We start from the raw sequence: 26992 nt of genomic DNA, 5'->3' as shown, positions 1-26992 counted from the left end.
ACGACAGGCGGGCCGGTTCGGCCCGTTTTTGTTGGGGGGCTGCCGGTGTGGAATTGAGGGGGAACGAACCTATACCGGCTCCGGTGCCTTGTGCCCTTTGATGCGCTTTGCGGAGGTGAGCGACCGTCGCGCTTAAGCGAATGTCCGCCGCTTTTATGATGGTTATCGGCGGTTTCTTACCCGTTTTTTCAGGTAGGGAATCCCACTGACCGGCTTTTTAAAGTGGTGTGTTTTTTGCTTGGCTCGGTCCCTGCAATCAACAAAATCACAGAAGGACATTTACTTTGAATCGCTTATCGATCGCACAGCGCATTTGGACTTTTGCGCTGGTGGCCATTATCGCGTTGGCCGCGACTATCGGTATGGAAACCCTGAACAAAAAAAATGACATCCTTGCCGCCAAGGAAGAGACCACGCGACAGCTGGTCGAAATGGCGCACAGTTACTTCGAGCACTACCACGACCTGTTCCAAGCCGGTGAAATGACCGAGGCGGATGCCAAGAGTGCAGCCCTGGGCGCCATTCGCGCGCTGCGTTACGCGGGCAGCGGTTACTTCTGGGTCAATGACACTACCCCCCGGTTGGTGATGCACCCCTTCAAACCGCAGCTTGAAGGCAAGGATATGCGCAACTCCACCGACGCCAACGGCAAGTACCACTGGCGGGAGTTTGTCAGCGCCACCCGCGCTACCGGGGAAGGCTCGGTGTTTTACGCCTACAAGGGCCCCCAGTTCGACAAGCCGAAGGCCAAGCTGTCCTACCTCAAGGCCTTTGAGCCGTGGGGGTGGATCGTCGGCTCCGGTATTTACATTGATGATGTCGATGAGCAGTTCCGTGCCCTGGTGGTTAAACGCGGTTTGATCGGTGGGGCGGTGGTGGTGCTGTTTGCCCTGCTGGCGCTGTTGTTGGCACGCAGCATCAACCGGCCGTTGGCGAAAACGGCCGAAGCGATGGAGGAAATCGCTCACGGCAATGGCGACCTCAGGGTGCGGATGAGCACCCAGGGTGCCTGTGAGCTGGCCCGCCTGGGAGAGAGCTTCAACAGCTTTGCCGACAGCGTGCGCGGGGTGGTGAGTGAGGTGACCGGGGCCAGCGGCGAACTGGCGCAGGCGGCCGAAACCATGGCGGTGGTGTCGGAGCAGTCCCGCACCGCACTGGCCACCCATCGCCAGGAGAGCGACCTGATCGTGACCGCCGTGGAAGAGATGAGCAGCACCATCGACAGCGTCGCCGGCAGCGCCGAATCCGCCGCTGACCAGGTGCAACAGGCGTTGGTCCAGGCCCAACAGGGCGTCTCCCAGGTGGGCGCCAGCATTGCGTCGATTCAGCAGCTGGCGGCGGCGGTGGAAGAGGCGGTACAGAGAATCAATACCCTGGAGGAAGAGAGCCAGAATATCGGCCGGATCCTGGAGGTGATTTCCGAGATTGCCGAGCAGACCAACCTGCTCGCGCTCAATGCCGCGATCGAAGCCGCGCGTGCCGGCGAGCAGGGACGCGGGTTCGCGGTGGTCGCCGACGAAGTTCGCTCGCTCGCCCAGCGCACCCAGGGCGCCACAACGGAAATTCAGCAGTTGATCGACCAGTTGCAGAGCGGCGCCGGCGGCGCGGTCCAGACCATCGCCGGCGGTCGCACGCTCGCGGCGGACAGCGTGACCCAGTCCGAACAGGTGGGCGCCGCGCTGGAGCAAATCGCGACCAAGGTGCAGAGTGCGGCGGCAATCAACCTGGAAATCGCGAGCGTCACCGGCGAGCAGCGTCAGGCGATGGCTTCGATCAGTGTCAATGTGTCCAACATACACGAAGCCCTGGCGGAAACCTCAGAAGGGAGTGGCCAGGTAACCGAGGTCAGCCAGCAATTGAGGGAGACAGGGCAGCGTATCAGCAGCCTGCTGGAGCGTTTCAAGGTCTGAACCGCCCCTGCAGCGGGCACAAAAAAAGCCGCGCGTTGCGCGGCTTTTTCGTTTACGGGCGGAGGGGCGGTTTCTTTATCCGGCCCTACGCGGGCCGTCCCGGGCGTCTCTTGGCTGCCCCTGCCCGCGGCTTAATCCTCCTGGCTGCGCAGGACCATGTCCCAGCCACCCAGTTCCTGCCAGCGATTAACGATCAGCGAGAAAAGCTCGGCGGTCTTCTCCGTGTCGTAAGCGGCGGAGTGGGCCGCGCGGGTGTCGAACTCGATTCCCGCCACTTCGCAGGCCCGGGCCAGTACCGTCTGGCCGAAGGCGAGACCCGCCAGGGTGGCGGTGTCGAAGCTGGAGAAGGGGTGGAAGGGGTTGCGCTTGATGCCGGCGCGCTCCACGGCCGCATTGATGAACCCCAGGTCAAAGGAGGCGTTGTGGCCCACCAGGATGGCCCGTTTGCAGCCGTTGGCTTTGACGGCCTTGCGGATTGGCTTGAAGAGGGTCTCCAGGGCTTCCTTTTCCGGCTGGGCGGCGCGCAGGGGGCTGAAGGGATCGATACCGGTGAATTCCAGGGCCGACTTTTCCAGGTTGGCCCCTTCAAAGGGGGCGACATTGCAGGCGATCGCCTCCTGGGGGATCAGCATGCCTTCTTCGTCCATGTCGAGAATAACGGCCGCCACTTCCAGCAGGGCATCGGTATTGGCGTTGAAACCGGCGGTCTCAACGTCGATGACCACGGGCAGGTAGCCGCGAAAGCGGTTCGCCATCAAAGGCTCGTAATCGGGGTAGCTCAAGGGGGCTCCTATCTCAGGCCTGGACCAGTTTCCAGTGGAGGGTTTCACCGGCCCTCAGGGGGGTGATCTGCTGACTGCCGAAGGGGAGGGCGTCCGGCAGCGTCCAGTCCCGCTTTTCCAGAACGATGCGATCACTGTTGCGGGGCAGGCCATAAAAATCCGGCCCGTGGTGGCTGGCAAAGCCTTCCAGGCGCTCCAGCGCGCCCAGGGCTTCAAAAGCCTCGGCGTAAAGTTCAATGGCAGCCACGGCGCTGTAGCAGCCGGCGCAGCCGCAGGCGCTCTCCTTTGCCCCCTGGGCGTGGGGCGCCGAGTCGGTGCCGAGGAAGAACTTCGCGCTGCCGCTGGTGGCCGCCTCCAGCAGGGCCTGTTGATGGCGACTGCGCTTGAGGATCGGCAGGCAGTAGAGGTGCGGTTTGATGCCTCCTACCAGCATGTGATTGCGGTTGTAGAGCAGGTGTTGCGGGGTGATGGTGGCGGCCAGATTAGGCCCGCTCTGGCACACAAAATCCGCGGCGTCGGCGGTGGTGATATGCTCCATGACCACCCGCAGATCCGGGTAGCGTTCAAGAATCGGCACCAGATGGCGTTCAATGAAAATCCGCTCGCGATCGAAGATGTCGATGTCGCTGTCGGTGACCTCACCGTGGACCAGCAGCGGCATGCCGGTTGCCTGCAGCGCTTCCAGCGCCGGCGCAATGGTCTCGAGGGACGTGACCCCGGAGTCGGAGTTGGTGGTGGCACCGGCCGGGTACAGTTTTGCGGCGTAAATGTGACCGCTCGCGCGCGCGCTGTGGATAGTTTCGGCCGAGGTATTATCGGTCAGGTAGAGGGTCATCAGGGGCTCAAAGGGGTGCTCGTCGGGCATGACCTCAAGAATACGCCGCCGGTAGGCCAGGGCGTCTTCGGTCATGGTCACCGGCGGCACCAGATTCGGCATGATGATGGCCCTCCCGAAGCAGCGCGCCATGTCGGCGACGGTGTGGGGGAGCACTTCGCCATCGCGAAGGTGAACATGCCAGTCATCTGGGCGGGTAATTTCGAGCCGTTGCATTGTGATCCTTAGGGCGGTTGCAGTATGCTTCGATACAGTCGAAGAGCGGGTTTGCAGGCCTTAAATTCTATCAGTCGTGACCACGATGAGAAGGGCCGACCTAAAGTTTTATGCCGCGCGGGCGATTTAACCTTTCAGGCACCTGATTATTTCAGAGCATGTTCATGTTTGTTTCCCGGTCAGTCGGCAGCAGTGTGCTGCACTCACTATTTGCCCTTCTGGCGTTGTCTTGGCCAGCGGTGTCGGCGGCTATTACCTTTATGGCGCCTGTTGACCGGACTGACTGGCAGCTGGAGACCTCCAAGTTCGAGTGCCGCCTGAGTCAACCGATCCCTAATTTTGGAACCGCCACCTTTACCCACCAGGCGGGAGAAAGTCTGAGTTTTCTTCTTAACTCGTCACAGGCTTCTCTGCTGGGAGACAAGACCCTGCTGGTGGAGGAGGCGCCGCCTTGGCGCCCGGGCGCATCTCCGCGCCAGCTCGCGACCCTTGATAACGGCGACAGTGGCGGAGTCCTGCGGCTTGATGAGCGCCTGGCCCGGGATGTGCTGGTCGCCTTGTATTCAGGCAACCAGCCCGCCTTTACCAATGCGGCCTGGTTTGGTGGCCAGGAGCCGGTGAAGGTGGCGATTTCGGCGGCCAACTTTCAGATGGCCTATGACGGCTACCGGGGGTGTGTGGCTGATCTGCTGCCGGTCAATTACCGGCAGATCGCCCGCTCGGCGTTGCTGTTTCCTTCCAGTCAGTGGCGACTCTCCGATGCGGCCAAGCGACGCCTTGATCTGGTCGCGCTTTACGTCAATACCGACCCCACCATCACCTCGATCTTTGTCGACGGTCATTCCGACAATCAGGGGCGGCGGCTGGCCAACCGGGACCTGTCCCGTCAGCGCGCCGAAGCCGTGACCCGCTACCTGGCGGACATCGGGGTCGACGAGGAGATGATCACCACCCGTTACCACGGTGAGCGTTACCCGGTGGCGTCCAATACCACCCAGGATGACCGGGCTCGCAACCGGCGGGTGACCGTGCGCCTCGAAAGGGACTAGTCAGCCCCCTGTTACTGGCGCACATTCCTTGTATAATTCCGTGATTGTTCTTTCGTGTTTTTCCAGACCCGGTTGCGACCGGGTTTGTTTTGGAGCTTTTGCGCATGTCTGAAATCAAAAAGGTGGTGCTGGCCTACTCCGGAGGCCTGGATACTTCTGTAATCGTCAAGTGGCTACAAGAGACCTACAACTGTGAAGTGGTCACCTTTACCGCCGACCTCGGGCAGGGTGAGGAAGTGGAGCCGGCCCGCGCCAAGGCCGAGGCCCTGGGCGTCAAGGAAATCTACATCGAAGACCTGCGCGAAGAGTTTGTCCGTGATTTCGTGTTCCCCATGTTTCGGGCCAACACCGTGTACGAGGGTGAGTACCTGCTGGGCACCTCCATCGCCCGGCCGTTGATCGCCAAGCGTCTGATTGAAATCGCCAACGAAACCGGCGCGGATGCCATCTCCCACGGCGCCACCGGCAAGGGTAACGACCAGGTGCGTTTTGAGCTGGGCGCCTACGCGCTGAAGCCCGGGGTCAAGGTGATCGCGCCCTGGCGGGAGTGGGATCTCAATTCCCGGGACAAGCTGATGGCCTACTGCGAGGAGCACGGCATCGCCGTGGACTTTGCCAAGCAGGGCAAGAAGTCCCCGTACTCCATGGATGCCAACCTGCTGCACATTTCTTACGAGGGTGGCGTGCTGGAAGACCCCTGGACGGCCTCCGAGGATGATATGTGGCGCTGGAGTGTCTCTCCTGAGGCCGCGCCGGACACTCCCACCTTTATCGAGCTGACTTACCAAAAGGGTGACATCGTCGCCATCGACGACAAGCCCATGTCCCCGGCCACGGTGCTGGAATACCTGAACAAGGTGGGTGGCGCCAATGGCATCGGGCGACTGGATATCGTCGAAAACCGTTTCGTGGGCATGAAGTCCCGCGGCTGTTACGAGACGCCGGGCGGCACCATCATGCTGCGTGCTCACCGCGCCATCGAGTCCATCACCCTGGACCGGGAAGCGGCGCACCTTAAGGATGAGCTCATGCCCCGTTACGCCAAGGTTATCTACAACGGTTTCTGGTGGTCCGAAGAACGTAAGATGCTGCAGCAGATGATTGACTACTCCCAGCGCAACGTGAACGGCAAGGTGCGCCTGAAACTCTACAAGGGCAACGTGGAAGTGGTGGGCCGCAGCTCCCCTGACAGCCTTTTTGACGAGTCCATCGCCACCTTCGAGGACGACGCTGGCGCCTATGATCAGCAGGACGCCGCGGGCTTTATCAAGCTCAACGCGCTGCGCATGCGCATCGCTGCTGGTAAGGGGCGTAACCTCCTGGATGACTAGTCGGCTGTTTTGCCAATAAATAGGCCCCGGGGGTGTTCTCTCCCGGGGTTTTTTTGTCTAATGTCATACCGTTAGCGATACACACTGGCAGGAGTGAATGGCCGTCGACCTGGAAGACAAATCCGTCCTGATCGTCGTTAAGCGACTGGAAGATCTCAGCGCCCTGCGCCGGCTGATGGCCGAGCTCGGCTCGCGGGATATCCACGTTGCTTCGTCGGCGAATATGGCGCTCAACATGCTGCGGATGCAGCCGTTTGACCTGTGCGTGGTTGAAAGTTTTTTGGGCACCGGCGAGAAGAGTGGTCTGCAGGTGGTGGAAGAGGCGATTCGCGAAGGGCTTAAGCCCGAGACCGGCGCCTTTGTCCTGATCACCCCCGAGGATACCAAGGCGCTGCCGAACGACTCCCTGGACTATGGCGCCGATACCTTTGTCACCCGCCCGTTGGACCTGGAAAAACTGCAGCTGCGGCTGGAGAAACTGCTGAAGCTCAAACAGGCGGTGTACCCGGTTGAGTCTCTTATCGAGCAGGGGGATTACGAAAAGGCGCTAAACGCCATTGACGTGATGTCCCGTAAGTACCCGTCGTTGAAACTTTACCTTCAGCGTCTGCAGGGCCGCCTGTTGGTGGTCACCGAGGCCTACGATCGGGCGCAGGAGCTGTTCGAGCGTTTGCTTAACGACCGCAAGCTGCTCTGGGCCCACATGGGGCTGGGGATTGTGGCTTACCGCACCGGGCGTTACGGCGAGGCGGCGGCTCACTTCAACGAGATTCTGAGGGTCTGCCCCGAGAGTATCGAGGCCTACGACTGGCTCTCAAAGGTCTACCGGGGTATCGGTCGCAATCAGGACGCACAGAAATTGCTGGAGAAAGCTGTCCAGGTGTTGCCCACTGCCCCGGCCCTGCAGGCTGGGTTGGGTGATGTGGCCAGTGAGAACAGCAACTGGGCGGTGGCGATCGATGCGTTCCGTTGCGCGGTCAAATTCGCCAAGCGTTCCTGCCATCAGACTCAGACCAACTACTTCGGCCTCGCCCGATGTCTGCAAACCCGCATCGCCAAGCACGGCGGTGCCTCTTCGGCAGAGGCCGAGCGTGAGGCGGTGAGGACTCTGGAAGACGTGGTATCGGAGTATCGGGATGACGACCTGATCCGCTTCAAATCGCGGCTGATGACCTCTGAAACCTACAAGCGCTCCGGGGATATCGCGCGGGCCAACGCTGCGGTAAAGGACGCGTTTGCCGTTTTCAAGCGGCTGGATGACAGCAAGCAGGCCGAGGAGCTGGATAACCTGATCGAAGGGGTCGAGGGGACGGTTCTGCAGCCCGAGGTGGACGCATACAAGAGCGACTTCAACAAGCGTGTCTTCACCGAGACGGAGTGGGGACGCTATAACCTCCAGGGCATGGGGCTTTACCGTAAAGGCCGTTTCGGTGAGGCTTTTGACTGCTTCTGTCAGGCGCTGGAGTCGGTGCCCAACAGTCCCAGCGTCCTGCTCAACCTGGTCCAGACCGGCTATTCGTTGATCCAGCAGGAGCCGGAGCGTGCCCAGGAAGTGCTTGCCGTGTGCAACGACCGCTTGCTGCGCATGAGCATTGGGGCCATGAATACCAAGCAGCAGGAGCGTTACCGGGCGCTGAGCGGTCGTCGGGCTGAGTTCGCCTCCCTGGAATCCTCCTAGTACCCTGCTGGCTCTTCTGTTTATTGAGAGCCTCTAAAAGGCCGCCTCGAATCCTCCCTGTACTATCCTTAACTCGATTAGTGAGCCAGCGGACTGGCTCGTTGTCGCTTTTTGAGTCGACGACAAATGAAGGAGGATGGATTGCAGCATATCGCTATCCTGGAGCCGGAACGGAGTCTGGCCATTTCCCTGATGGCGTGGCTTCAAGAGGCAGGTTATCGGCACACCTGTTGTTCTGACCCGGAAGAACTGGTTGCGTGCCTGGAGCAGGAGGCCTGCGATCTGCTCTTGTTTGACTGCCGGGGTGGGGCTTCGCTGTGTGAAGATCTGCTCGGGCGGGTTCGCGCAAGCCAGTCTTCGCGGGCGCCGCTGCTGTATATCGCCCAGCGGGGCGCCGAAGCGGCGGTGGTGAGAGCCTTCGAGCTGGGGGCAGATGATTACATGGTGCGTCCTTTCGGGCGCGATGAGCTGCTTTCACGGGTGCGGGTGCTGCTCGATCGTCACGCGGCTGGTCTGGTGAATGATCCGGATATCAAGCGTTTCGGCCCCTTTGAGTTCAACTATCGCCAGCGCCGCCTGCTGCGCGATGGTCGGGTGCTGGAGTTGACGGACAAGGATTTCAGCCTCGCCGCCTATCTTTTCTCCCACCCCGATGAGCTCCTGTCGCGTCACCGTCTGCTCTCGGAGGTCTGGGGGGTGAACCAGCAGGTGAACACGCGCACTGTGGATATGCATATCAGCCGCCTGCGCAAGTCGCTGACCCTGGCCGGCACCGGGTATGAAATCAAAACTGTTCACCAGCAGGGTTACTGTCTGCGTCACGGCGGAAGGGTGGGCGCTGCTTCCGTTCCGGAAAACGGGCTGAATTAGCCCGCCGGGGCGCCAATTGCATTCGCTACGGGCCGCAGCTACAATCGCGGCAGCCTGTCGGAGGGGTAGCCACTAGCTGGCCGTGTCGCCCATTCCGGTAACCGCCTCCCAGTAATCAGCTCCCGAGTTTAATGAAAGCACACAAGATCACCTCCGCTCCCGTTCCCATGCGCCTGGTGGGCCCTGTTCGAATCACCGGCGAGACGGTTGATGAAGAGCTGGTCGTGCCGCTGGCCACCTACGAAAGTCCGCTCTGGCCGTCGGTCGGGCGGGGCGCGCGGGTGACCAAGCTGGCGGGGGGAATCCGCGCCACCCTGGTGGACGACCGGATGAGCCGGTCCGTGCTGCTGGAGGCCAGGGATGCGGGCCAGGCGTTGGTCGCTCTCAATAGCCTGAAAAGCCGTCTGCCGGAGATGAACGAGCAGGTCGGGCGCTCCAGCCGTTTCGCCCGCCTGATCGACATGCATTCGCAGCAGGTAGCCAATATGATCTACCTGCGCCTGGAGTTCACCACCGGCGACGCCTCCGGTCACAATATGGTGACCCACGCCGCCGACCAGCTGATTCCCTGGATTCTGGAACAGTACCCAAGTCTCTCCTACGTCTCTATTTCCGCCAACTACTGCTCGGACAAGAAAGCCACCGCGGTTAACGGCATTCTGGGGCGGGGTAAATACGTGGTCACCGAGGTGACCATTCCGCGGGAGCTTTGCCTGCGCCGGCTTAAGACCACGCCGGAGAAAGTGGTCGAGCTGAACATCAAGAAAAACCTGATTGGCACCCTGATGGCCGGCGGCGTGCGCAGCGCCAACGCCCATTTTGCCAACATGCTGTTGGCGTTTTACCTGGCCACGGGCCAGGATGCCGCGAACATTGTAGAAGGCTCTCAAGGCGTGGTTCATGCCGAGGTGCGTGACGGGGATCTCTACTTTTCGGCCACGCTGCCCAACCTGATCATGGGCTCAGTCGGTAACGGAAAGGGATTGGATTTTGTCGAGGAGAACCTCGCCAACCTGGGGTGCCGGGAAGAGCGCGAGCCCGGGGAAAATGCCCGTCGGCTAGCGGTCATCTGCGCGGCCACGGTGCTTTGCGGTGAGCTCTCATTGCTGGCAGCCCAGACCAACCCCGGCGAATTGATGGAATCCCACCTGAAGCTTGAGCGCTGATGTCAGACCCCACCAATAGCCGAAAAGTGGAGCACATTCGGGTGATCGAGCGGGATGCCGCAACCGATCGCCAGGCGCACCATTTTGATCGTTTGCACCTGCGCCACCGGGCGCTGCCCCAGGTCGACCTGGCCGCGGTGGATCCGTCGCTGGAGCTTATGGGGCGGCGGCTCAGTTTTCCCCTGCTGATCTCCTCCATGACCGGGGGCGATCACGCCCTGGTGCGCACCATCAACCGTAATCTCGCCATTGCCGCCGAAGCGACCGGGGTAGCACTGGCAGTGGGTTCCCAGCGGGTGATGTTCAGCTCACCCCAGTCCCGAGCCAGCTTTGAATTGCGTGAACTGGCGCCCAATACGTTGTTGCTGGGCAACTTGGGAGCGGTTCAGCTCAACCGGGGGTTCGGCTTGGCCGAGTGCCGGGAGGCGGTGGCTTGCCTGCAGGCGGATGGGCTCTTTTTGCACCTAAATCCGCTGCAGGAGGCGGTGCAGCCCGAGGGCGATACGGATTTTTCCGGCCTCGCGAAAAAGATCGGCAGTATCGCATCACGCCTTGAGGTTCCGGTGATTCTTAAGGAGGTGGGGGCGGGGCTCGCGCCGGAAGATATCGCCCTGGGGCTTGCCGAGGGCGTTCGCTATTTCGATGTTGCCGGCGCTGGCGGGACCTCCTGGAGTCGCATCGAACATCACCGGCACCGCGACGCCGGACCCGGGAGCCTGGGGCTGGCGTTTCAGGACTGGGGCATTCCCACCCCCCTGGCGCTGCGCTTGGCCCGTCCGTACATGGATCAAGCTACCATTATTGCCAGTGGCGGTCTGCGCACGGGCATCGACATGGTCAAGTCTGTTATACTTGGCGGCTCGCTCTGCGGCATGGCGGCACCCTTCCTGAAACCGGCCATGGAATCGCCGGAAAAGGTGGTCGCGGTGATCGAAGATTTGAAGAAAGAATTTTGTACGGCAATGTTTTTGCTCGGCGTGCCCGACCTTGGCGGGCTGCGTCTGAATGATGCGCTGCTGCTCGAAGAGCAATAGGGATTTTTACTGAGTATGTCTGTCGGTATTGATGATATCAGTTTTTACACGTCGAACTATTTTCTTGATCTGAAGAGCCTCGCCGACGTTCACCGCATCGATAAAGAGAAGTTCTACCAGGGCATCGGACAGGAGAAGATGGGGATCGTGGCCGCCGACGAAGACGTGGTGACCATGGCCGCCAACGCGGCTCTGCCCGTGCTTGAAGGGGTTGATCCGGAGACTATCAGCACGCTGCTGTTCGCCACCGAAACCGGAATCGACCAGTCCAAGGCCGGCGGCGTCTTTGTGCACGGTTTGCTGGGGCTGCCCAGTCGCTGCCGGGTAGTGGAACTCAAGCAGGCCTGCTACAGCGCCACCGCCGCCATCCAGATGGCCTGCGCCCTGGTGGCGCGGGAACCGGAAAAAAAGGTCCTGGTGCTGGCCTCGGATATCGCCCGCTATGACCTGAACTCCTCCGGGGAGGCGACCCAGGGCTGTGGCGCAGTCGCGATACTCATCAGCGCCAACCCGCGACTGGTTGAAATCCAGCCCCATTCCGGTCACTACACCGAGGACGTGATGGATTTCTGGCGTCCTAACTACCGCTCCACCGCGCTGGTTGACGGCAAGTACTCCACCAAAATTTACCTCAAGGCGCTGAAGCAGGCCTGGCTCCACTACCAGGAGATCACGTCCACCGAATTCGAGTCCCTTGACTACCTCTGCTATCACCTGCCGTTTACCCGCATGGCGGAGAAAGCGCAGACGCAGATGGCGCGGATCAATAAATGTGACCGGGATGCCGAGGCCCTGAAGGCCCAGGTGGAACCCTCGCTGCATTACAACCGCCTGATCGGCAACAGCTACACCGCGTCAATGTACGTCGGGCTGGTGTCGCTGCTGGAGAACGCGGGCACCGATCTCGCCGGCAAGCAGATCGGGTTTTTCAGTTATGGCTCCGGCTGCGTGGCAGAGTTCTTCACCGGCCGGGTGGTCGAGGGTTACCAGCGTTACCTGCATCGGGAGCGTCACCAGCACCTGCTGGCCGAGCGTACCGAGCTCAGCTATGCCCAGTACCTGGAGCTCTACAATTTCCAGCACCCCACGGACGGCGGTGAATACACATTCCCCGAGCAGACCACCGGTCGTTTCCGCCTCGGCGGCATGAACCAGCACAAGCGCCTCTACTGCCAGCGTTGATGGACGCCGTCGCCCCGGCCAAGGCGATTATCAGCGGCGAGCACGCCGTGGTTTACGGCGCTCCGGCGCTGGCGGTGGCGATTAACCGGCATGCCCGTTGCCGGCTGGATCGGATCGGGGGAGCGTCGCTCTCGCTGCACCTGCCCGATCTCAACCTGCACCGGACCCTGTCAGCGACCGAACTGCCGGCGCTGGCGGCGGGTTGCCGGGAACGCCACCGGGCCTTTGAGGCCGGCACCTTGCCGGTGAGCCGGGTACTCGCCCGCGAGGAAGACCTGCTGTTATACGCCCTGGCCGACTTGGTGCCTGCCGATACGGGTACTCACCTGGACGGCCTTTCGATTACGCTCTCTTCAGACATTCCCGTCGGCGCCGGCATGGGTTCCTCCGCCGCCACCGTGGCGGCCCTGCTGCGGGCGGTCGCTGCCGCCCTTGAACTGCCCCTGGACGAGCGTGCGCTGCTGGCCCATACCCGGTCGGCCGAGTCGCTGCAGCACGGACGCAGTAGCGGCATCGACCCCGCAATCTGCTGCCGGGGTGGGGCGATCCGCTACCAGCAGGGTCGAATTGAGCCTGTGGCGCTGGAGCTGGATCAATCCTGGTACCTGGCCGACAGCGGCCGCCCCCAGGCCAGCACCGGTGTCTGCGTTGAACAGGTGCGCCGAAATTTTGCCAACAGCGCCATCTGGTCCGAATTTGCCGACGTCACTGAAACCCTGTACGCGGCGATACGCCGTGCCGACCCCGCAGCCATTGTCACCGCGCTGCGCCACAACCACCGCCTGCTGTGCGAGATCGGCGTCGTCCCCGAGCCCGTTCAGGCCTGGATCGCCGGGCTCGAACGCAGTGGCGGGGCGGGCAAGATCAGCGGTGCGGGCTCGGTCACGGGGTCCAGTGCCGGCGGCCTGTTGATCTATCATCCCGCTATGCCCGAAACTCAGCTAAACAATCACCCGGTGATGCTGTTGGAGACCGACTGCCATGGGGCAAGAGTACGAAATTAGGGCTTCAGCGCCCGCCACGTTCATGCTGATGGGGGAGCACGCGGTGCTGCACGGCCACCCGGCGCTGACCTGCGCTGCGGACCGGCGCATCCAGGTGCGCCTGACCCCCCACGGTGCGCCCATGCTGCGTGTTCACTCCAGCATTGCCGAGTACGAGGCCAACCTGGATTCGCTGGGCGATCATCCCAAGCTGCGCTTTGTGCTGCAGGCGGTTCGTGCCATGCGGGACAGGCTTCCTTCCGGGTTTTCGCTCGACATCACCTCCGACTTTTCCGACCAGGTGGGGCTCGGCTCTTCGGCGGCGGTCACCGTGGCCACTGCCGCCGCGTTGCGCTTCTGGGTCGAGGGGGCCGCCGGGCCCCGGGAGGTGTTCGAGGATGCGCTGGACGCCGTGCTCAAGGTCCAGGGGCGGGGCTCGGGCGCGGATATCGCCGCTTCCGCCTTTGGCGGCATGGTTGTCTACCGGCAGTCCCCGCGGGCTATCGAAACCCTTGAGACGCTGCCCCGGGTCGGCCTCTATTATTGCGGTTATAAAACGCCGACCCCTGAAGTGCTGCAGCGGGTCAACGCAGAGTCCCTGTCCCTGCCCGAACTCTACCCGGAGCTGTATGGGCTGATGGGGAAGACCGCGAGCCAGGCGGTGCAGGCGGCCAAAGAGGGGGACTGGGAGCGCCTGGGCCGCCTGATGAATGTCTACCAGGGGCTGATGGACGCCCTGGGCGTCAATGACGCCGCTCTGTCGGATATCGTCTACCGGTTGCGTCAGCAGCCGGGCGTTCTCGGGGCCAAGATCTCCGGCTCGGGTCTTGGCGACTGCGTGGTGGCCCTGGGGGAGAGCGCTGGGGAGGCGCTGCCTTACGAGGGGATTCCGGTCAATGTCTGCCCGAGGGGGCTGGAGGTGGAGCATGGATAAGCGAGCGATCATCCAGGGCTACCTGCCCCAGCACATCGAGCCGCAGGAGACCGCCCGGGCCTTCGCGCCCAGCAACATCGCCCTGTGCAAGTACTGGGGGAAACGGGATGCGAACCTGAACCTGCCGATCAACCCCAGCCTGTCGGTGGGCCTTGGCAAGTTGGGCACCGAGACCCGCTTGAGCCCCTTTGACGACCCGCAGGATCGCGTGAGCCTCAACGGGGAGGCCGTGGATCCCTCGTCCGCTTTTGCCCTTAAGCTCATCGCCTTCCTGGACCTGTTCCGACCCGCCGGCAGCCCGCGGTTGGCGATCGACACCCACAACAATATCCCCACCGCCGCTGGGCTGGCCTCGTCCGCCTCCGGCTTTGCCGCTCTGATGAAGGCGATCAACGAGCTCTACCGCCTGAACCTGCCGGTAGAGGTGCTGTCGGCCTTTGCCCGCATGGGCAGCGGCAGCGCCAGCCGCTCCTTGTATGACGGTTTCGTCGAGTGGCGCATGGGGGTGCGTGAAGACGGCATGGACAGTCACGGCGTACCCTTGGAGGCCACCTGGCCGGAGCTGCGGGTGGGGCTGCTGACCGTGACCGAGGCGGAAAAGCCGGTGGGCTCCCGTGCCGGCATGGCGCGCACCGTGAAGAGCGCCCACCTCTACCAGAGCTGGCCGTTGCAGGCGGCCACCGACCTGGAGCAGTTGCACCAGGCGATTGCCGAGCGCGACTTCGAGCGCCTGGGCAGCACCGCCGAGCAGAATGCACTCTCCATGCACGCCACCATGATCGCCTCCTGGCCGCCCCTGCTTTACTGGCAACCGGAGTCGGTGGCGGCGATGCACCGCATATGGCGGCTGCGCGAGGAGGGGCTGGCGCTCTACTTCACCATGGACGCCGGACCCAATATCAAGCTGTTGTTTGAAGCCGACAGCCAGGCGGCCGTATGCCAGGCCTTCCCGGAACTGCAGGTCGTGACCCCCTTCGGCAGCGCCTGATCCGATGGTGGAAGGGTTCCTGCTGGACCAGCAGGTCCGACAGGGACTGGGCGGGCTGATCCTCGAATACTGGCTTAGCAGTGACCAGGGGCCATTTCGCTACCGGGTTGAACAGCAGGAGGCGGTATTTTTCGTCGCCGCTGCCGACAGCGCCCGGGCGGCCTCACTGCTGCAGCCCCTTCAGGGGTGGCGAAGTGCAACGCTGAGGCTGCAAAGTCTCGACGGTACTCCGGTGTGCGGGCTTTACTTCGACCGTCTGGACAGCCTCTACCGGGCGCGGGAACTGCTGCAGCAGGCGGGGATTGCGCTGTACGAGGACGATATTCGCCCCGCCGAACGCTTTCTGATGGAACGCTTTATCCGCGCCGGCATGGCCCTCGACGCCGCTTTTCCCGGGAAGGGTGGCACCCTGACCGGCACCCGCATCCGGCCCAGCGACTACCGGCCCCACCTGCGCCTGCTCTCCCTTGATATCGAAACCGCCATCGACCACCTGGAGCTGTTCAGTATCGCCTTGCAGGGGGAGGGGCTGGAGCGGGTGTTGATGAAGGGTGACGGCGAGGATACGGACCAGCTCCGCTTTCTGCCCGACGAACCGGCCCTGCTGCGGGCGCTGGAAACGGAAATCGCCGCTTATGACCCCGACCTGCTGATCGGCTGGAACCTGATCGACTTCGACCTGCGTTACCTGCAGCGGGTCGCCGAACGCCACGGCCTGTCGTTGCGCCTGGGGCGGGACGCCACGCCGCTGCGGGTGCGCCGCGGCAGCGGCACCCTGAGCTTTGTCGACCTGCCCGGGCGGGTGGCGGTGGACGGTATCGAATGCCTCAAGAGCGCCACCTACCGGTTTGAGAGCTATGCCCTGGACGCCGTCGCCCGGGAGCTGCTGGGCCGTGGCAAGCTGATCGAGGAGGCCGGGGGGCGGGGCGAGGAGATCAGCCGCCTCTATCGAGACGACCCCCAGGCCCTGGCTGCCTACAACCTGGAGGACTGCCGCCTGGTGAGCGACATTTTCGCCGAGGCGCGGCTGGTGGATTACCTGATCGAGCGGGCCTCCCTCACCGGCCTGCCCCTGGGCAAGGTGGGCGGTTCCGCGGCCGCCTTTGACCATTTATACCTGCCCCGGCTGCACCGGGCCGGTTACGTGGCGCCGCGCTATGCTTCCGGTCCCGGCGGCCTGCAGAGCCCCGGCGGCTATGTCATGGATTCGCGCCCCGGGCTCTACGACCACGTGCTGGTGCTGGACTTCAAGAGCCTCTATCCCAGCATCATCCGCTCCTTTCTGATCGACCCGCTGGGACTCGCCGAAGCGGCCCATGCGGGAGATGGGGAGGCGGAGGAGAGGGAGGCGGTGGACGGCTTCAACGGGGCTCGTTTTCACCGCCAGCGCCATATTCTGCCGCAGCTGCTGGCCGAGCTGGGGGAGGCCCGGGGGCGGGCCAAGGCGCAGGCCAACGGGCCGCTTTCCCAGGCGATCAAGATTATCATGAACGCCTTTTACGGGGTGCTGGGCTCGCCGGTGTGCCGCTTCTTCGACCACCGCCTCTCCGGCTCCATCACCCTGCGCGGCCACCAGATTCTGAAGGAGAGCCGGGAGTATCTTCACTCCCGGGGTTATACCGTTATCTACGGGGACACCGACTCCCTGTTTGTGTGGTTGCAGCGGCCCGGTTGCAGCGACCGGCAGGCAGACCGGCTGGGGCAGGGGCTGGCCGCGGCAATCAACCGCTGGTGGCGCCGCCGCCTGGCGCGGGAGTTTGGCCTGGAGAGCTTCCTTGAGGTGGAGTACGAGAGCCACTACCGGCGCTTTCTGATGCCGCGCCTGCGGGGCGCGGACGCCGGCAGCAAGAAGCGCTACGCGGGGCTGTTGGCTGAACCCGGCGGGGAGGCCCGGCTGGTGTTCAAGGGGCTGGAGTCGGTGCGCAGCGACTGGACGCCTCTGGCGCGGCGTTTTCAGCAGGGACTGTTCGAGCGGGTGTTCAACTGTGAGCCGGTACAGGATTTTGTTCGTGACCAGGTGGCGGCCCTGCTCGCGGGAGAGCTGGACGACGCCCTGATCTATCGCAAGCGTCTGCGCCGCCCGTTGGAGGAGTACGTGAAGAACCAGCCGCCGCAGGTGCAGGCCGCGCGCCTCGCCAATGCCAGCGCCCGCGACGAGGGCAGGGCGCCTATTTATCGGCGTGGCAGCGCGGTGAGCTACCTGATCACCACGGCTGGGCCGCAGCCCGCGCAGTACCGCAGCGCCCCCATCGATTATCAGCACTACCTGGAAAAACAGCTGGCGCCGGTAGCGGATGGCATCCTGCCCTTTATCGGCCTGAGTTTTGGCGAGCTGGTGGAGCCGCAGCTGGGGCTGTTCTAGAACTCCACCGCCTCGTAGTCGCCGTCGTCGTCACTGTCCCAGCCGCGACGGCCGTCGTGGTAAAGGATCAGCTTGCCATCGCCCGCCATGCGCTTGCCGGCGATGGGGGTGGCGAGAATCACGTAGCTGTCGGTGGTCAGGCTGGCGGCGGGGAGGGTGAAGTTATAGACCGCCACCGCCGGGTGGGTATCGGCGTTCAGCCGGTAGACGCTGGCGCTGGTGCCATTCAGCACGGCGCCGCTGTAGCTGCCGTTATTGAGGGCGTAGCTCTCCATCCCCCCGGCGATGGCCTGCATCAGGCCCAGGGCCTCGCTGCGGGTGCTGCGCTGCACGTGGCCCTGGTAGGCGGGCAGGGCCACGGCGGCGAGGATGCCGATGATCGCCAGGGCGATCATCAGCTCCAGCAGCCCGAAGCCGCGGCTCGCTCTGAGTAGACTACCCCCCATCAGAACAGCAGCTCCCGCCAGCGCAGGCGCCCGGTCTGGTTATCGGCGCCGTTCTGAAGCTGACCGCTGGAGCTTCCGCTGGCCGGCGTGCTGGGGATGGCCTCCACCTCTTTGGTATCGGTTGGATCGTACTCGAGGGAGGCGTTCAGGTCCGACCAGGTTTGGCCGGTAAAAGTGACCGAAGCCTTGGCGTTCTCGTAATCGAATCGGGATTTCTGCTGTGTACAGGTGGGCTTGCCGGTACAGGATTTGGTGGCGTAGTCGCCTGCGGGGTACTCACAGGTTTTTATGGCAAAGCCGCCTTCATCATCGATACGGTACATGTTGCTGCTGCTCGCCAGGGTGAACCCGTTGCTGCGGTAAGGGCCGTGGTAGGTGACCACAAGCTGCGTATCGTTCGAGCCGACGGTATCGGCCAGCACTTCCAGCTCCAGGCCGAACCACTTCTGTACCGTGTCGGTGCCGGTTAGAATCCCGCTGTCGGCGCCGGCGGTGGTCGGATAGTTGTCAAGGCCGGGTGAGCGGGCGTTATCGTCCTTCTCCTCGGGGTCCACGGTAATACTGGCCGTAAAGTCGCCACCCAGCGTGTGGGCTGTGTAGTCGAAGGTGACGTCGATATCATCGTTCAATACCCGCAGCCGGCTGAAGGTCATGGTGCTGCACTTGGCGGGCCCGTAGGTGGTGACCTTGCTCCCCTCGCTGCCGGCGGTACCGGCATGCCAGGTGTTGAAGTAACTCAGCGCTGCGCCCTGGTCGTTCAGGGCCAGGCGTTGGCCGGAGACCAGGTTTGCTTTCACCCGCAGCCCGACCACCCGGTCGCCTTCGTCGCTGGCATCGACGTAGTCGATGTTATCCCCCGCTGGGGTCAGCGTTTCGTCGCCGTTGATGTCGAAAATCACCTTCTCCGGCAGGCGGCCGTCGGTGTATTCCAGGTGGATCAGCCAGTTATTTCCCGCATTCAGGTCGTGGGCGACAAACTGGATGCGGCTGTCGTCCAGCACCGGCGTCTGCAGCAGGTGCTGGTCGGTGCTCAGGTCCACGTACCAGCCGTGCTGGCTGCTCCAGTCAACGGCCTGGTCGTTGGGGCTGGCGGTTTCATCCATCGTCAGGTAGTCGGCATTGGTGGTGCTGGCGAGGGACCGCGCCTGCAGATCGTCGCGGCTGTAGGTATCGCTGCCGAAGCTATCCTTGAGGGCGTAGAGGCTGTGCTGGGTTGTGCTGGAAATATTCCAGGGATCGCCGGTGCCGAAGTAGACCATCACCTTGTTATCGGGCAGCAGGGCCAGCTCCGGCGTGGCCAGGATCGGCTGTGCAACGGTGCCGTCGGTGGCGGTGAAAATTTTCGTCGCGCTCCAGCCGGAGGGGGCTGTTTTGCTGAGGTCAAAGCGCCACAGGTTGCCGTTCAGGTCGCCCGCGTAGGCGTAATCAACCTTGAAGTCCCCGTCCACGTCGATGGCGGCCGGGCCGCTCAGACCGTTGCCGCTAGGGGCCACGGCCGGGCTCTCCAGGCTGTTGAAATCCTGGATGACCGTTTGCGGCGCCTGGATTTCACGCACGTAGAGAATGGGTTCGCCCCCCTGGGCGTAACCATTGCCGGCGATCAGCGCCCACTTGCCATCGGCGTTGGTGCGGGCGATCAGCGGCGCACCGTAGGTGTGGCCGATGCCGATGCCGTCGGGCCCCCACTCCCACAGCTTGGTGTCGGCCACCGTGGAGACGCTGGCGCCGCTGACGACCGGGGTGGTGACATCCAGGGCAAAGTAGCCCGTTCCGCCGGCACCGAGGCCGCCCACCAGCAGCGTCGCCCACTCATTGCCGCTACCGTCGAAATCGGCGTAGGCGTCCCCGGTTACCAGGGGGCCGTCGAGCAGGTAGCGGTGGGCGCCGGAGGTGTCCGTCGCCCAGGAGGCGGTTTTGGCGTAGGTGGTGCCGGGCAGGTAGCCGAAGATTTCGTTGCCGCTGCCGTCAAAGGCGTGGAGCATGCCGTCGTTGGCGCCCACATAGATGCGTTCGCTGCGGTTCAGCCAGGTTTTGCGGAACCCCAGGTAGTTGTCGAACGGGTAGGCGAAGCGGGGGGCGGCCACGTGGACGGGGTTGCTGTGGATCAGGGTGCCCAGGTCGGAGGTTCTGTCCCGGTAGGCGCCGCTGCCGCCGGTAGAGACTTCGTTGCTGTTGTCACCGCACAAAAAGGCCTCCAGCGCGTCGCCGCTGGCGCAGAGGTTGTAGCTGGTGTCGCTGCCCTTGATGACCATGCGGTTGCTGTAGGTACGGGCATCGAGCAGGGCCGCGGCCTTCCAGTCCGGCGTGGAGCTGACCGCCCCGGAGGTGCTGATGCTGTGCCGGACCAGGTCGCCGGCCTGGGTGACGTTGTCGAACCAGCCCCGGTAGAGCTTGGCGTTGCCGTCGCTGATATCCTGCTGGCTGACGGCCACCGGCGCGATCCAGCCGTAGGGGCTGTCGGTGGGCGGAAAGTTGCTCAGGTCCGCCGCCCAGGCAGGCGATGACCCCAGAACCGAAATCCAGGCTACTGCTACCTTGCGCTTCATAGAATGCTCCCTTACTCGGACGTCGCGAAATAGGATTGGGTCACTTTGCTCTGGCCGCCGTCGAGCTTGCCGACCCCGGTAATGCGAAACAGGTGCCGGGTGCCAAAACCCGGGTTGCCAAAGGCGGCGCTGTTGCCACCGGGGCTGATCGGCCCCAGGTACTCGATGTAGAACTGGCCCTCGCCGACGGAGACGGTGGCGCTGGAGGCGGTGAAATTGTTCAGCAGGTCGTCAAGACCGCTCAACTGGGCCAGGGAGGCGCCCTGGTAAAAGCCGTCGCCGCTGGGAAAACTGGAGATGTCGCCCAGGTTTGCCACCACCTCCTCGCCGCGCTTGAGGGCGTCTTCGGAGGCGTTCATCACGTCCATCTGCGACTTCACGCTGCGGGCGATCTTTATCTCGAAAGTGGAGCTGTGCATGCTGGAGAGGGCGACCACGGTCAGCATCACCATGAACACCAGCGCGATAATGAGGGCAGCGCCCCTTTGTCGTCTCATCTCCACCATTCTCGCGATTTTAACCATCTCAGCCTCCCGCCCTGTTGCGCAGGGCGACGGTGGCGCGGACCTGGCGCGTGAGTTTGCGGGTGGCGGTCATATCGGTCTGGTCACAGTCTTTGAACACGGTGTCGCTGCTGAGGATATCTTTGCTTGAGGCCAGCACGATGCAGAGTTTGAGGGCCACCACGTCCTCCCAGTCTGAGCCGGAGGGGGTCTGCACGTACTGGTTCGCCGCCTGGTCGTTGTCGGTGTCCACCCCGTAGAGCACCTGCATGTCGGTGACGTTCTCGATCAATACCCCGTCGGCCTGGTAGGTGCTGCTGCTGGGCTCCTTGAGGGTGCCGTCGACTGACTCGCGGAACTTGGCGTCGCACACCAGCTGGTTTGAGCCGTTGACATGAAAGCGGTTGACGCTGACCCAGCCCTGGCTGCTGACGGCCTGGCCCAGGCAGTTGCGCAGGGATATGGAGGCATCGGAGCCCCCCGCCTGGAACTCGATGCTGATGCTGTCGCTGCTCCCGCTGACCCCGAGGCTCAGGGCGCCGCGGCGGAAATCGTGCTCCTGGAAGCCTGCCATGCGGGCAAAACGGGTGATAAATTCCATGGCTGCGCGCCCCTGCTCCTGCAGTGCCACCGCTTCGCGCTGCATGACGATGCTGCGGTTGTTGTAGATAAAACTCTGCAGCACCGCCCCGCCGACCATCAGCCCCAGCACCAGGGCGACCATCAGCTCCACCAGGGAGAACCCTTTTTGCCGGCGCGGGGCGGTCATAAGTCGAACTCCAGTTTCAGGCAGCTTAAGGTGGCGGCCGGGTAATCGGCACAGGCCTGCCCCTGGGCGCCGCTGTCCCACAGGACCGTGATCCGATAGCTGTTGGCGGCACTGGAGACGGCGCCCGAGCCGGCGAGCAGCCCCTGGGTGGCGCTGAGCGACTGCAGCCACTGGCGCAGGTCGTCCTTGGCCATCTGCGAAGGGGTGCAGTTGCTGGGCGAGTAGCCGTTGGAGGCGTCGGCGGTGCAGTCGTGGTCGGTGGGCAGGGACGCCCCCAGGGCGTGGTTGTAGTCGCTGGAGCTTCTGGCCTGATCGGCGTTGGCGCGGATCATCTCCATCATCTCGTGAGCTTTCCAGGTGGCCAGCATGGCCTGGTATGCGGAGTTGGAGGCTTTCTGGCTGGTGGCGCTCAGGGCCGCGACGCCGATGACGCCCAACCCGAAGACCAGGATCGCCACCAGGATTTCGATCAGGGTGTAGCCTTTGACGGGTTTAATCATCGTCAGCACCCGCTCTGGTCGAAACTGAGGTGGCCGGAAATGTTGATCAACGTCTTCTTGGTGCAGTTCCCCATGGTGATGGTAAAGGTGGCGTTGGGGATTGTCAGGGTGCCGGTGGGGGAGAAGTTGATCTCCTTCAGGCTGCCTGAGGCGCTGAGGTTGGTGTCGTCGGGGGTGTGCTGCCGGCTCATCAGGGTGGTGGGGCCATTCACCATCTCCACCACCCAGCCTCGGTTCCAGTCACCGCTGGCGCTGGTATCACACTGGGCGCTTGCCGTGGCGGCGGTGTTGGCCTTGCGGGGACAGACGCGGGTCGGGCGACCGTGCTCGATGGCCACGTGGCGGGCCAGGCGCAAGGCCGAATTCAGCTCTTCCAGGTGAGCTTCGGCGTGATTCTTGTGGCTCAGGCTCTGAAAGCTGGGCACACCGATGGCGAGCACCAGCGCCGCCAGGGTGACGGTGACGGTCAGCTCCACCAGACTGAAACCTCGTTGTGCTAACACGCTCATATCCCTTTTCGCATCGCCCGCCCGGACAGGGTACGGGCTAAGGATAAGAATATCAGCCGGAGCGGCCGCACGGACTGACCTGAGTCATGCTATTGACCTGTTTTTTAAGCGGTAACTTTGTTAAGAGCGAGGCGGGAGGGGGAAAGGGAAGGAATGGCCGGGCTGACCACTCCTGTTGAGTTACCTTGAAAAGGGCTTAACCGGCGGCGGGGGCCGGGGTGCCATCCTGGTAGAACTCGGTGACGCGCTCCATGTAATCGCCGAGGTGCTTTTCGCTGACCACAAAGATGTGGCCGACATTCTTCTCGATGGTCCGGTTCAGGCCGTGGGTGGTGAACTCCTCGTTGGCTTCGTGACAGCCCCAGGTCTCGCTGGCTACGCACGACCCCATGGGGGAGATCGGATCGCGCTCGCCCCGGTAGTCCATCAGGCAGACGCCGGCCTTTCGGAGCGCGCCCATGTCGACCGGCTGGCCATCCAGCTCGGGGATCGTCGAGGGCAGGCAGTAGGTCCCCTTCCAGATCCGGTTGCCCATGAAGATATCCGCGATCCACTGGCGGTGCGCCTTGGCGGGAAAACGGGTGCCGTGCAGCAGCCAGTTGAGGAAGGGGGCGGCGTCCTCGATCGCCTTGCGACTGGTGGCCCGCTCGAAGAAACCGCGGGTGACGGTGTAACGCACGCCGGGCTGAATCAGGTTCATGCCGACTTCGATCACCTGGGGCGGCACGTTGCTGCGGCCGAACATCGCTTTCATCAGCTCGCCGTCGTACCAGGTGCGGATCACGTCGCGCATGGGGGCGTGGCCGCTCTTGTCGTCGTCAAAACGCACCGGGGTGGCCATCAGCGCCACCTTGCGGATGTCCATCTCCAGCCCCAGGGCCCGGCGCTCCTCGGCGCGACGGGCAAGGTAGGGCAGGATCAGGGTGCCGCCCATGCAGTAGCCCATCACGTGCAGCGTTGTCTCGGGGTGGTCCCGACGGATCAGCTCCAGGTTGCGGTCGTGAACCTCCTTGCCGTAAAAATCGAGCCCCAGCTCGCTCTCCCCGGGGCCGGCGTTGCCGTACACCACCAGGTACACCTGGTAACCCCGTTGCAGCAGGCCGTGGATGACGGATTTGCCTTCGGCCAGGTCGAAGATCTCCGCCTGGTTGATCAGGGGGCTGCTGAGGTAGACCAGGGTCTCCTGCTGGGTGACGCCGGGCAGCGGCAGGTAGCGGCGCAGGCTGGCGCCGTGGAGCTCGGAGCCGGGTACCACCTCGTATTGACACAGGCCGATATCGGCGGCGGGGCTCCGCTCGCTCACCCGCAGCAGATCGAATGCATCCGCAGCAAAGAGGCACTCCAGCCGCTGCTTTGCCTGTTCCAGGTACTCTGCGAAGGGGGTAACGGGTTGGCCCTGGGCGTCGTAGCGGCGGTAAGGGTGGCGCCCGGCCACGGGGGTTTCGGTGATCGCCATCAGCAGGGTTTTCAACAGCTCTTTCAGGGCGCTCAGGCGGGTCAGCCCCTGGCTGTGATAGCTGTATTCCAGCAGGGTCAGCTCCAGCAGGATGCGGTAGAGCTCGCCAATGCCCCTGGGGGTCTCAAACAGGTTTCCAACCTGCTTGGCGTCGAACTTCCCGTTGTGCAGGCAGAGCCCGCAGAGAGCTTTGAGGCGGTCCGCGTAGCGGGCTTCGATTCGATCGTTCTGGACCCGGAACAGGTCGGGGTTGTCGCCGTTGGCGGCCGCGACTTCGGCATGGCGGCGGATCGCCTCCAGCGTCGGTTGGCTGAGGGTAGCGCGGGCTAGGGTGAGCAGGTGTTCGGCCGGCCCCTTGGCCCAGGGCATCTGCCGGCACTTGTCGAGCAGTTGATCCCACTGGTGCAGGCTGCGCAGCCAGATGGATGAAAAATCACTCTTCCAGTGCAGGGTGGTGGAAAAGTTGAACGGGTTGTCGGCGGGGGTGATGCCCTGCAGGTGCAGGAGTTGATTGGCGGTGGGGCGCAGGGGCGCGCTTTGGATGATAGCGCTGTGCATAAGGTAGCCACTCCTTGGTCGCTGAAGCATTGGCGGGGCGCAACCGGACTCTGCCGGTGGCGACCCCGCGCGGCTCCCTGTTGGGAACGGGTTGGAGCCGCTCGCCCCTCCTTCGGGGTCAGATATTGTAAACCTGTTTCTCGATGTGGCCCCGCAGGTTTTCGTACTCCCCGGGACACTCGGGCAGGAAGAACAGCTTGTAATAGGCGCGCTGGTTGATCATGCGGTTGAGCTGTCCGGGGCGGTCCTCCTGGTGGCTGGAGTAGCGGTAGTCCATGGTCAGGTGGATGACCCGGGTGCTCTTGGGAATCGTGAAGGGGCCGTGGTCGAGGGTTTCCCGCGCCTTGTCTTCCTTGAGGGTGTAGAAGGAAATTTCCGCGACCTGGTCGAGGTTGATCAGAAAGTTACTGGTGACCGGCACCACCATCCCCTTGTCGAGGGCGGCGTGTTCCATGTAGATCCCGCAGTTTTTCTTAATTTTGATGAACATAGATTACATCCTTTGACAAAACCCGATAGCACAAGGCTCTCATTTTGGCGCAATCGAACGCAACCTGCCAGCTTCAGAATGGCGTTGGTTGTCGGCAAAAAACGGCGCTGATGGGCAAACGGACGGGTGTCCGGGAACTTGTGACCGGTCGCCGGGGGGCAACCGGTCATTTGTTTGGCGGGACGATCCCTGACTGAGATCGGAATGGCGGAACAGGGCGCAGCGACCCGGTACCGTTTCACGGACTGGGCTGGACCGCCGCGAAGACGGTGAGGGCGCGTCTCAGCCCTTAAGCTCCGCCCAGAGATCGTAGGCGTCGGCGTCGATCACCCGTGCCTTTACCAGGTCGCCCGGTACCAGCTCGGTGGCGCCTTCCAGGTACACGTTGCCGTCGATGTCCGGGGCGTCGGCATGGCTGCGGCCACAGGCGCCGTCATCGCCCACATCGTCGATCAGTACCTCAATCTCGCGGCCGATCTTGGCCCGCATGCGGGCCTCGCTGATGCCCTGTTGCAGCGCCATCAGGCGCTCCCAGCGCTCCTGCTTGATCTCGTCGGGCACCGGCGCGGCGAGGTCGTTGGCAGCGGCGCCTTCCACCGGCGAGTACTGGAAACAGCCCACCCGGTCCAGCTGGGCCGCCTCGAGGAAGTCCAGTAGCTGCTGGAAGTCCTCTTCGGTCTCGCCGGGGAAGCCGACGATAAAGGTGGAGCGGATGGTCAGCTCGGGGCAGATCTTGCGCCACTTCAGAATCCGCTCCAGCAGGTTGTCGATGTTGCCGGGGCGTTTCATCGCCTTGAGTACCCGCGGGCTGGCGTGCTGGAAGGGAATGTCCAGGTAGGGCAGGATCTTGCCCTCGGCCATCAGCGGAATCAGGTCGTCGATGTGGGGGTAGGGGTAGAGGTAGTGCAGGCGCACCCAGACGCCCAGCGTGCCGAGGGCTTCGCAGAGATCGCGCACCCGGGTCTTGACCGGGCGGCCGTCCCAGAAGTCGGTGCGGTATTTGGTGTCCACCCCGTAGGCACCGGTGTCCTGGGAGACCACCAGCACCTCCTTGACCCCGGCGCGCACCAGCCCCTCGGCCTCGCTCATGACCGATCCCGCCGGACGGCTCACCAGCTTGCCGCGCATGGAGGGGATGATGCAGAAGGTGCAGCTCTGGTTGCAGCCTTCGGAAATCTTCAAGTAGGCGTAGTGGCGGGGCGTCAGCTTGACCCCCTGCGGCGGAACCAGGTCCACGAAGGGGTCGTGGGCCTGTTCGTTGGGCGCCCACTCGTGCACGGCGTTGACCACCTGCTCGTACTGTTCGGGGCCGCTGACGCTGAGCACCTGCGGGTGCACCTCGCGGATGGCGTCGGCGTCGGCGCCCATGCAGCCGGTGACGATAACCCGACCATTCTCCTGAATCGCCTCGCCGATGGCGTCCAGGGACTCCTGCTTGGCCTCGTCGATAAAGCCGCAGGTGTTCACGACCACCACATCCGCATCTTCGTAGCTGGGCACGAGGTCGTAACCTTCCAGCTTGAGCTGGGTGAGGATTCGCTCGGAATCCACCAGCGCCTTGGGGCACCCCAGCGACACGAAACCAACACGGGGCGTTTGTTTGTCGGACATAGCAAAAAACCTGACAGCAGCTGAAACAGAAGGGCGCAAATTATACACGAGAGGCGACGTGTTTGTGACTATAAAATGAACAACTGGTGAGGTGGCCGCGAGCGGGAGCTATGTCCGGGCCAGAGCGTCGGGGGCGAGGCTGCTCCCGCCGTTCGGACTAGCCCGCATTTTTCATGAACCTTCGGCTGGGCGTCGGATTTTGGTGATTCGGGCTTGATGGCCCTATTTGGCGGCTTTCTGGGCCAATATTGGCCCATTTTCAGCCCTGCAGACACAGCGCCCCC

General features: G+C 63.3%; 23 protein-coding genes. 12 read left to right on the top strand and 11 right to left on the bottom strand.

The features are described 5' to 3' along the window. The first annotated feature begins 284 nt into the window (after window positions 1-284). Window positions 285-1910, top strand: coding sequence for a methyl-accepting chemotaxis protein (locus JGZ97_RS16770; RefSeq protein WP_207063851.1), 1626 nt, complete (start codon window positions 285-287; stop codon window positions 1908-1910). Between the two features lie 131 nt (window positions 1911-2041). Here JGZ97_RS16770 and rnt read toward each other — a convergent pair whose 3' ends face one another. Continuing rightward, complete coding sequence (gene rnt, locus JGZ97_RS16765) at window positions 2042-2665, bottom strand: ribonuclease T (RefSeq protein ID WP_207063890.1); 624 nt, start codon at window positions 2663-2665, stop codon at window positions 2042-2044. Window positions 2666-2705: 40 nt separating this feature from the next. Then, window positions 2706-3743 carry a dihydroorotase gene (pyrC, locus tag JGZ97_RS16760; RefSeq protein ID WP_207063850.1) on the bottom strand — a complete coding sequence of 346 codons (1038 nt, stop codon included), beginning with the start codon at window positions 3741-3743 and terminating at the stop codon, window positions 2706-2708. A 260-nt stretch (window positions 3744-4003) separates the two neighbouring features. Between pyrC and JGZ97_RS16755 the strand changes: the two genes are divergently transcribed. The 11 genes from JGZ97_RS16755 to JGZ97_RS16705 all read left to right on the top strand — a co-directional run bounded on the left by JGZ97_RS16755 (window position 4004) and on the right by JGZ97_RS16705 (window position 17320). Further along, window positions 4004-4792 (top strand): OmpA family protein, encoded by a 789-nt coding sequence (locus tag JGZ97_RS16755; RefSeq protein ID WP_242521854.1) that lies wholly within the window; start codon window positions 4004-4006, stop codon window positions 4790-4792. A gap of 104 nt (window positions 4793-4896) precedes the next feature. After that, window positions 4897-6123, top strand: a complete 1227-nt coding sequence (locus tag JGZ97_RS16750; protein ID WP_207063848.1) for an argininosuccinate synthase — start codon at window positions 4897-4899, stop codon at window positions 6121-6123. A 97-nt stretch (window positions 6124-6220) separates the two neighbouring features. Next, window positions 6221-7801 (top strand): tetratricopeptide repeat protein, encoded by a 1581-nt coding sequence (locus JGZ97_RS16745; RefSeq protein ID WP_207063847.1) that lies wholly within the window; start codon window positions 6221-6223, stop codon window positions 7799-7801. Window positions 7802-7942: 141 nt separating this feature from the next. Next, complete coding sequence (locus JGZ97_RS16740; RefSeq protein WP_207063846.1) at window positions 7943-8671, top strand: response regulator transcription factor; 729 nt, start codon at window positions 7943-7945, stop codon at window positions 8669-8671. 131 nt (window positions 8672-8802) lie between these two features. After that, entirely contained in the window at window positions 8803-9837 is a 1035-nt protein-coding gene (locus tag JGZ97_RS16735) for a hydroxymethylglutaryl-CoA reductase (RefSeq protein ID WP_207063845.1), read from the top strand. Then, entirely contained in the window at window positions 9837-10871 is a 1035-nt protein-coding gene (gene fni, locus JGZ97_RS16730; RefSeq protein WP_207063844.1) for a type 2 isopentenyl-diphosphate Delta-isomerase, read from the top strand. Before JGZ97_RS16735 ends, fni begins: the two co-directional genes overlap by 1 nt. Before the next feature lie 15 nt (window positions 10872-10886). Beyond that, on the top strand, window positions 10887-12053 hold the full coding sequence (locus JGZ97_RS16725; protein ID WP_207063843.1) for a hydroxymethylglutaryl-CoA synthase: 1167 nt from the start codon (window positions 10887-10889) through the stop codon (window positions 12051-12053). Continuing rightward, on the top strand, window positions 12053-13057 hold the full coding sequence (locus JGZ97_RS16720; RefSeq protein ID WP_207063842.1) for a mevalonate kinase: 1005 nt from the start codon (window positions 12053-12055) through the stop codon (window positions 13055-13057). The genes JGZ97_RS16725 and JGZ97_RS16720 overlap by 1 nt, the downstream gene beginning before the upstream one ends. Continuing rightward, on the top strand, window positions 13035-13970 hold the full coding sequence (locus JGZ97_RS16715) for a mevalonate kinase (protein WP_207063841.1): 936 nt from the start codon (window positions 13035-13037) through the stop codon (window positions 13968-13970). The genes JGZ97_RS16720 and JGZ97_RS16715 overlap by 23 nt, the downstream gene beginning before the upstream one ends. Further along, complete coding sequence (gene mvaD, locus JGZ97_RS16710; RefSeq protein WP_207063840.1) at window positions 13963-14958, top strand: diphosphomevalonate decarboxylase; 996 nt, start codon at window positions 13963-13965, stop codon at window positions 14956-14958. The genes JGZ97_RS16715 and mvaD overlap by 8 nt, the downstream gene beginning before the upstream one ends. A gap of 4 nt (window positions 14959-14962) precedes the next feature. Beyond that, the gene (locus JGZ97_RS16705) at window positions 14963-17320 is read left to right on the top strand and encodes a DNA polymerase II (RefSeq protein WP_207063839.1); all 2358 of its coding nucleotides are present in this window, start codon (window positions 14963-14965) and stop codon (window positions 17318-17320) included. Here JGZ97_RS16705 and JGZ97_RS16700 read toward each other — a convergent pair. The 9 genes from JGZ97_RS16700 to rimO form a co-directional block, all read right to left on the bottom strand. Then, a complete protein-coding gene (locus tag JGZ97_RS16700) occupies window positions 17317-17766 on the bottom strand; it encodes a type IV pilin protein (RefSeq protein ID WP_207063838.1) in 450 nt (149 codons plus the stop codon). The genes JGZ97_RS16705 and JGZ97_RS16700 overlap by 4 nt on opposite strands. Beyond that, complete coding sequence (locus JGZ97_RS16695; protein WP_207063837.1) at window positions 17766-20312, bottom strand: pilus assembly protein; 2547 nt, start codon at window positions 20310-20312, stop codon at window positions 17766-17768. Before JGZ97_RS16695 ends, JGZ97_RS16700 begins: the two co-directional genes overlap by 1 nt. Before the next feature lie 11 nt (window positions 20313-20323). Next, window positions 20324-20809, bottom strand: coding sequence for a PilX N-terminal domain-containing pilus assembly protein (locus JGZ97_RS16690; protein ID WP_207063836.1), 486 nt, complete (start codon window positions 20807-20809; stop codon window positions 20324-20326). A gap of 28 nt (window positions 20810-20837) precedes the next feature. Then, the gene (locus JGZ97_RS16685) at window positions 20838-21584 is read right to left on the bottom strand and encodes a PilW family protein (RefSeq protein ID WP_207063835.1); all 747 of its coding nucleotides are present in this window, start codon (window positions 21582-21584) and stop codon (window positions 20838-20840) included. Continuing rightward, window positions 21581-22084 carry a type IV pilus modification protein PilV gene (gene pilV / locus JGZ97_RS16680; protein ID WP_207063834.1) on the bottom strand — a complete coding sequence of 168 codons (504 nt, stop codon included), beginning with the start codon at window positions 22082-22084 and terminating at the stop codon, window positions 21581-21583. Before pilV ends, JGZ97_RS16685 begins: the two co-directional genes overlap by 4 nt. Window positions 22085-22086: 2 nt before the next feature. Then, window positions 22087-22587: a GspH/FimT family pseudopilin gene (locus tag JGZ97_RS16675; RefSeq protein WP_207063833.1), complete on the bottom strand. Its 501-nt coding sequence runs from the start codon at window positions 22585-22587 to the stop codon at window positions 22087-22089. Between the two features lie 202 nt (window positions 22588-22789). Further along, window positions 22790-24607 (bottom strand): hypothetical protein, encoded by a 1818-nt coding sequence (locus JGZ97_RS16670; protein WP_207063832.1) that lies wholly within the window; start codon window positions 24605-24607, stop codon window positions 22790-22792. Between the two features lie 118 nt (window positions 24608-24725). Further along, complete coding sequence (locus JGZ97_RS16665) at window positions 24726-25097, bottom strand: hypothetical protein (protein ID WP_207063831.1); 372 nt, start codon at window positions 25095-25097, stop codon at window positions 24726-24728. A gap of 282 nt (window positions 25098-25379) precedes the next feature. Next, a complete protein-coding gene (gene rimO, locus JGZ97_RS16660) occupies window positions 25380-26708 on the bottom strand; it encodes a 30S ribosomal protein S12 methylthiotransferase RimO (RefSeq protein WP_207063830.1) in 1329 nt (442 codons plus the stop codon). Window positions 26709-26992 lie beyond the last annotated feature (284 nt).

The organism is Motiliproteus sp. SC1-56, assembly GCF_017309075.1.
Classification (GTDB): domain Bacteria; phylum Pseudomonadota; class Gammaproteobacteria; order Pseudomonadales; family Balneatricaceae; genus Motiliproteus.
This window is presented reverse-complemented; position numbering and strand designations above follow the sequence as displayed.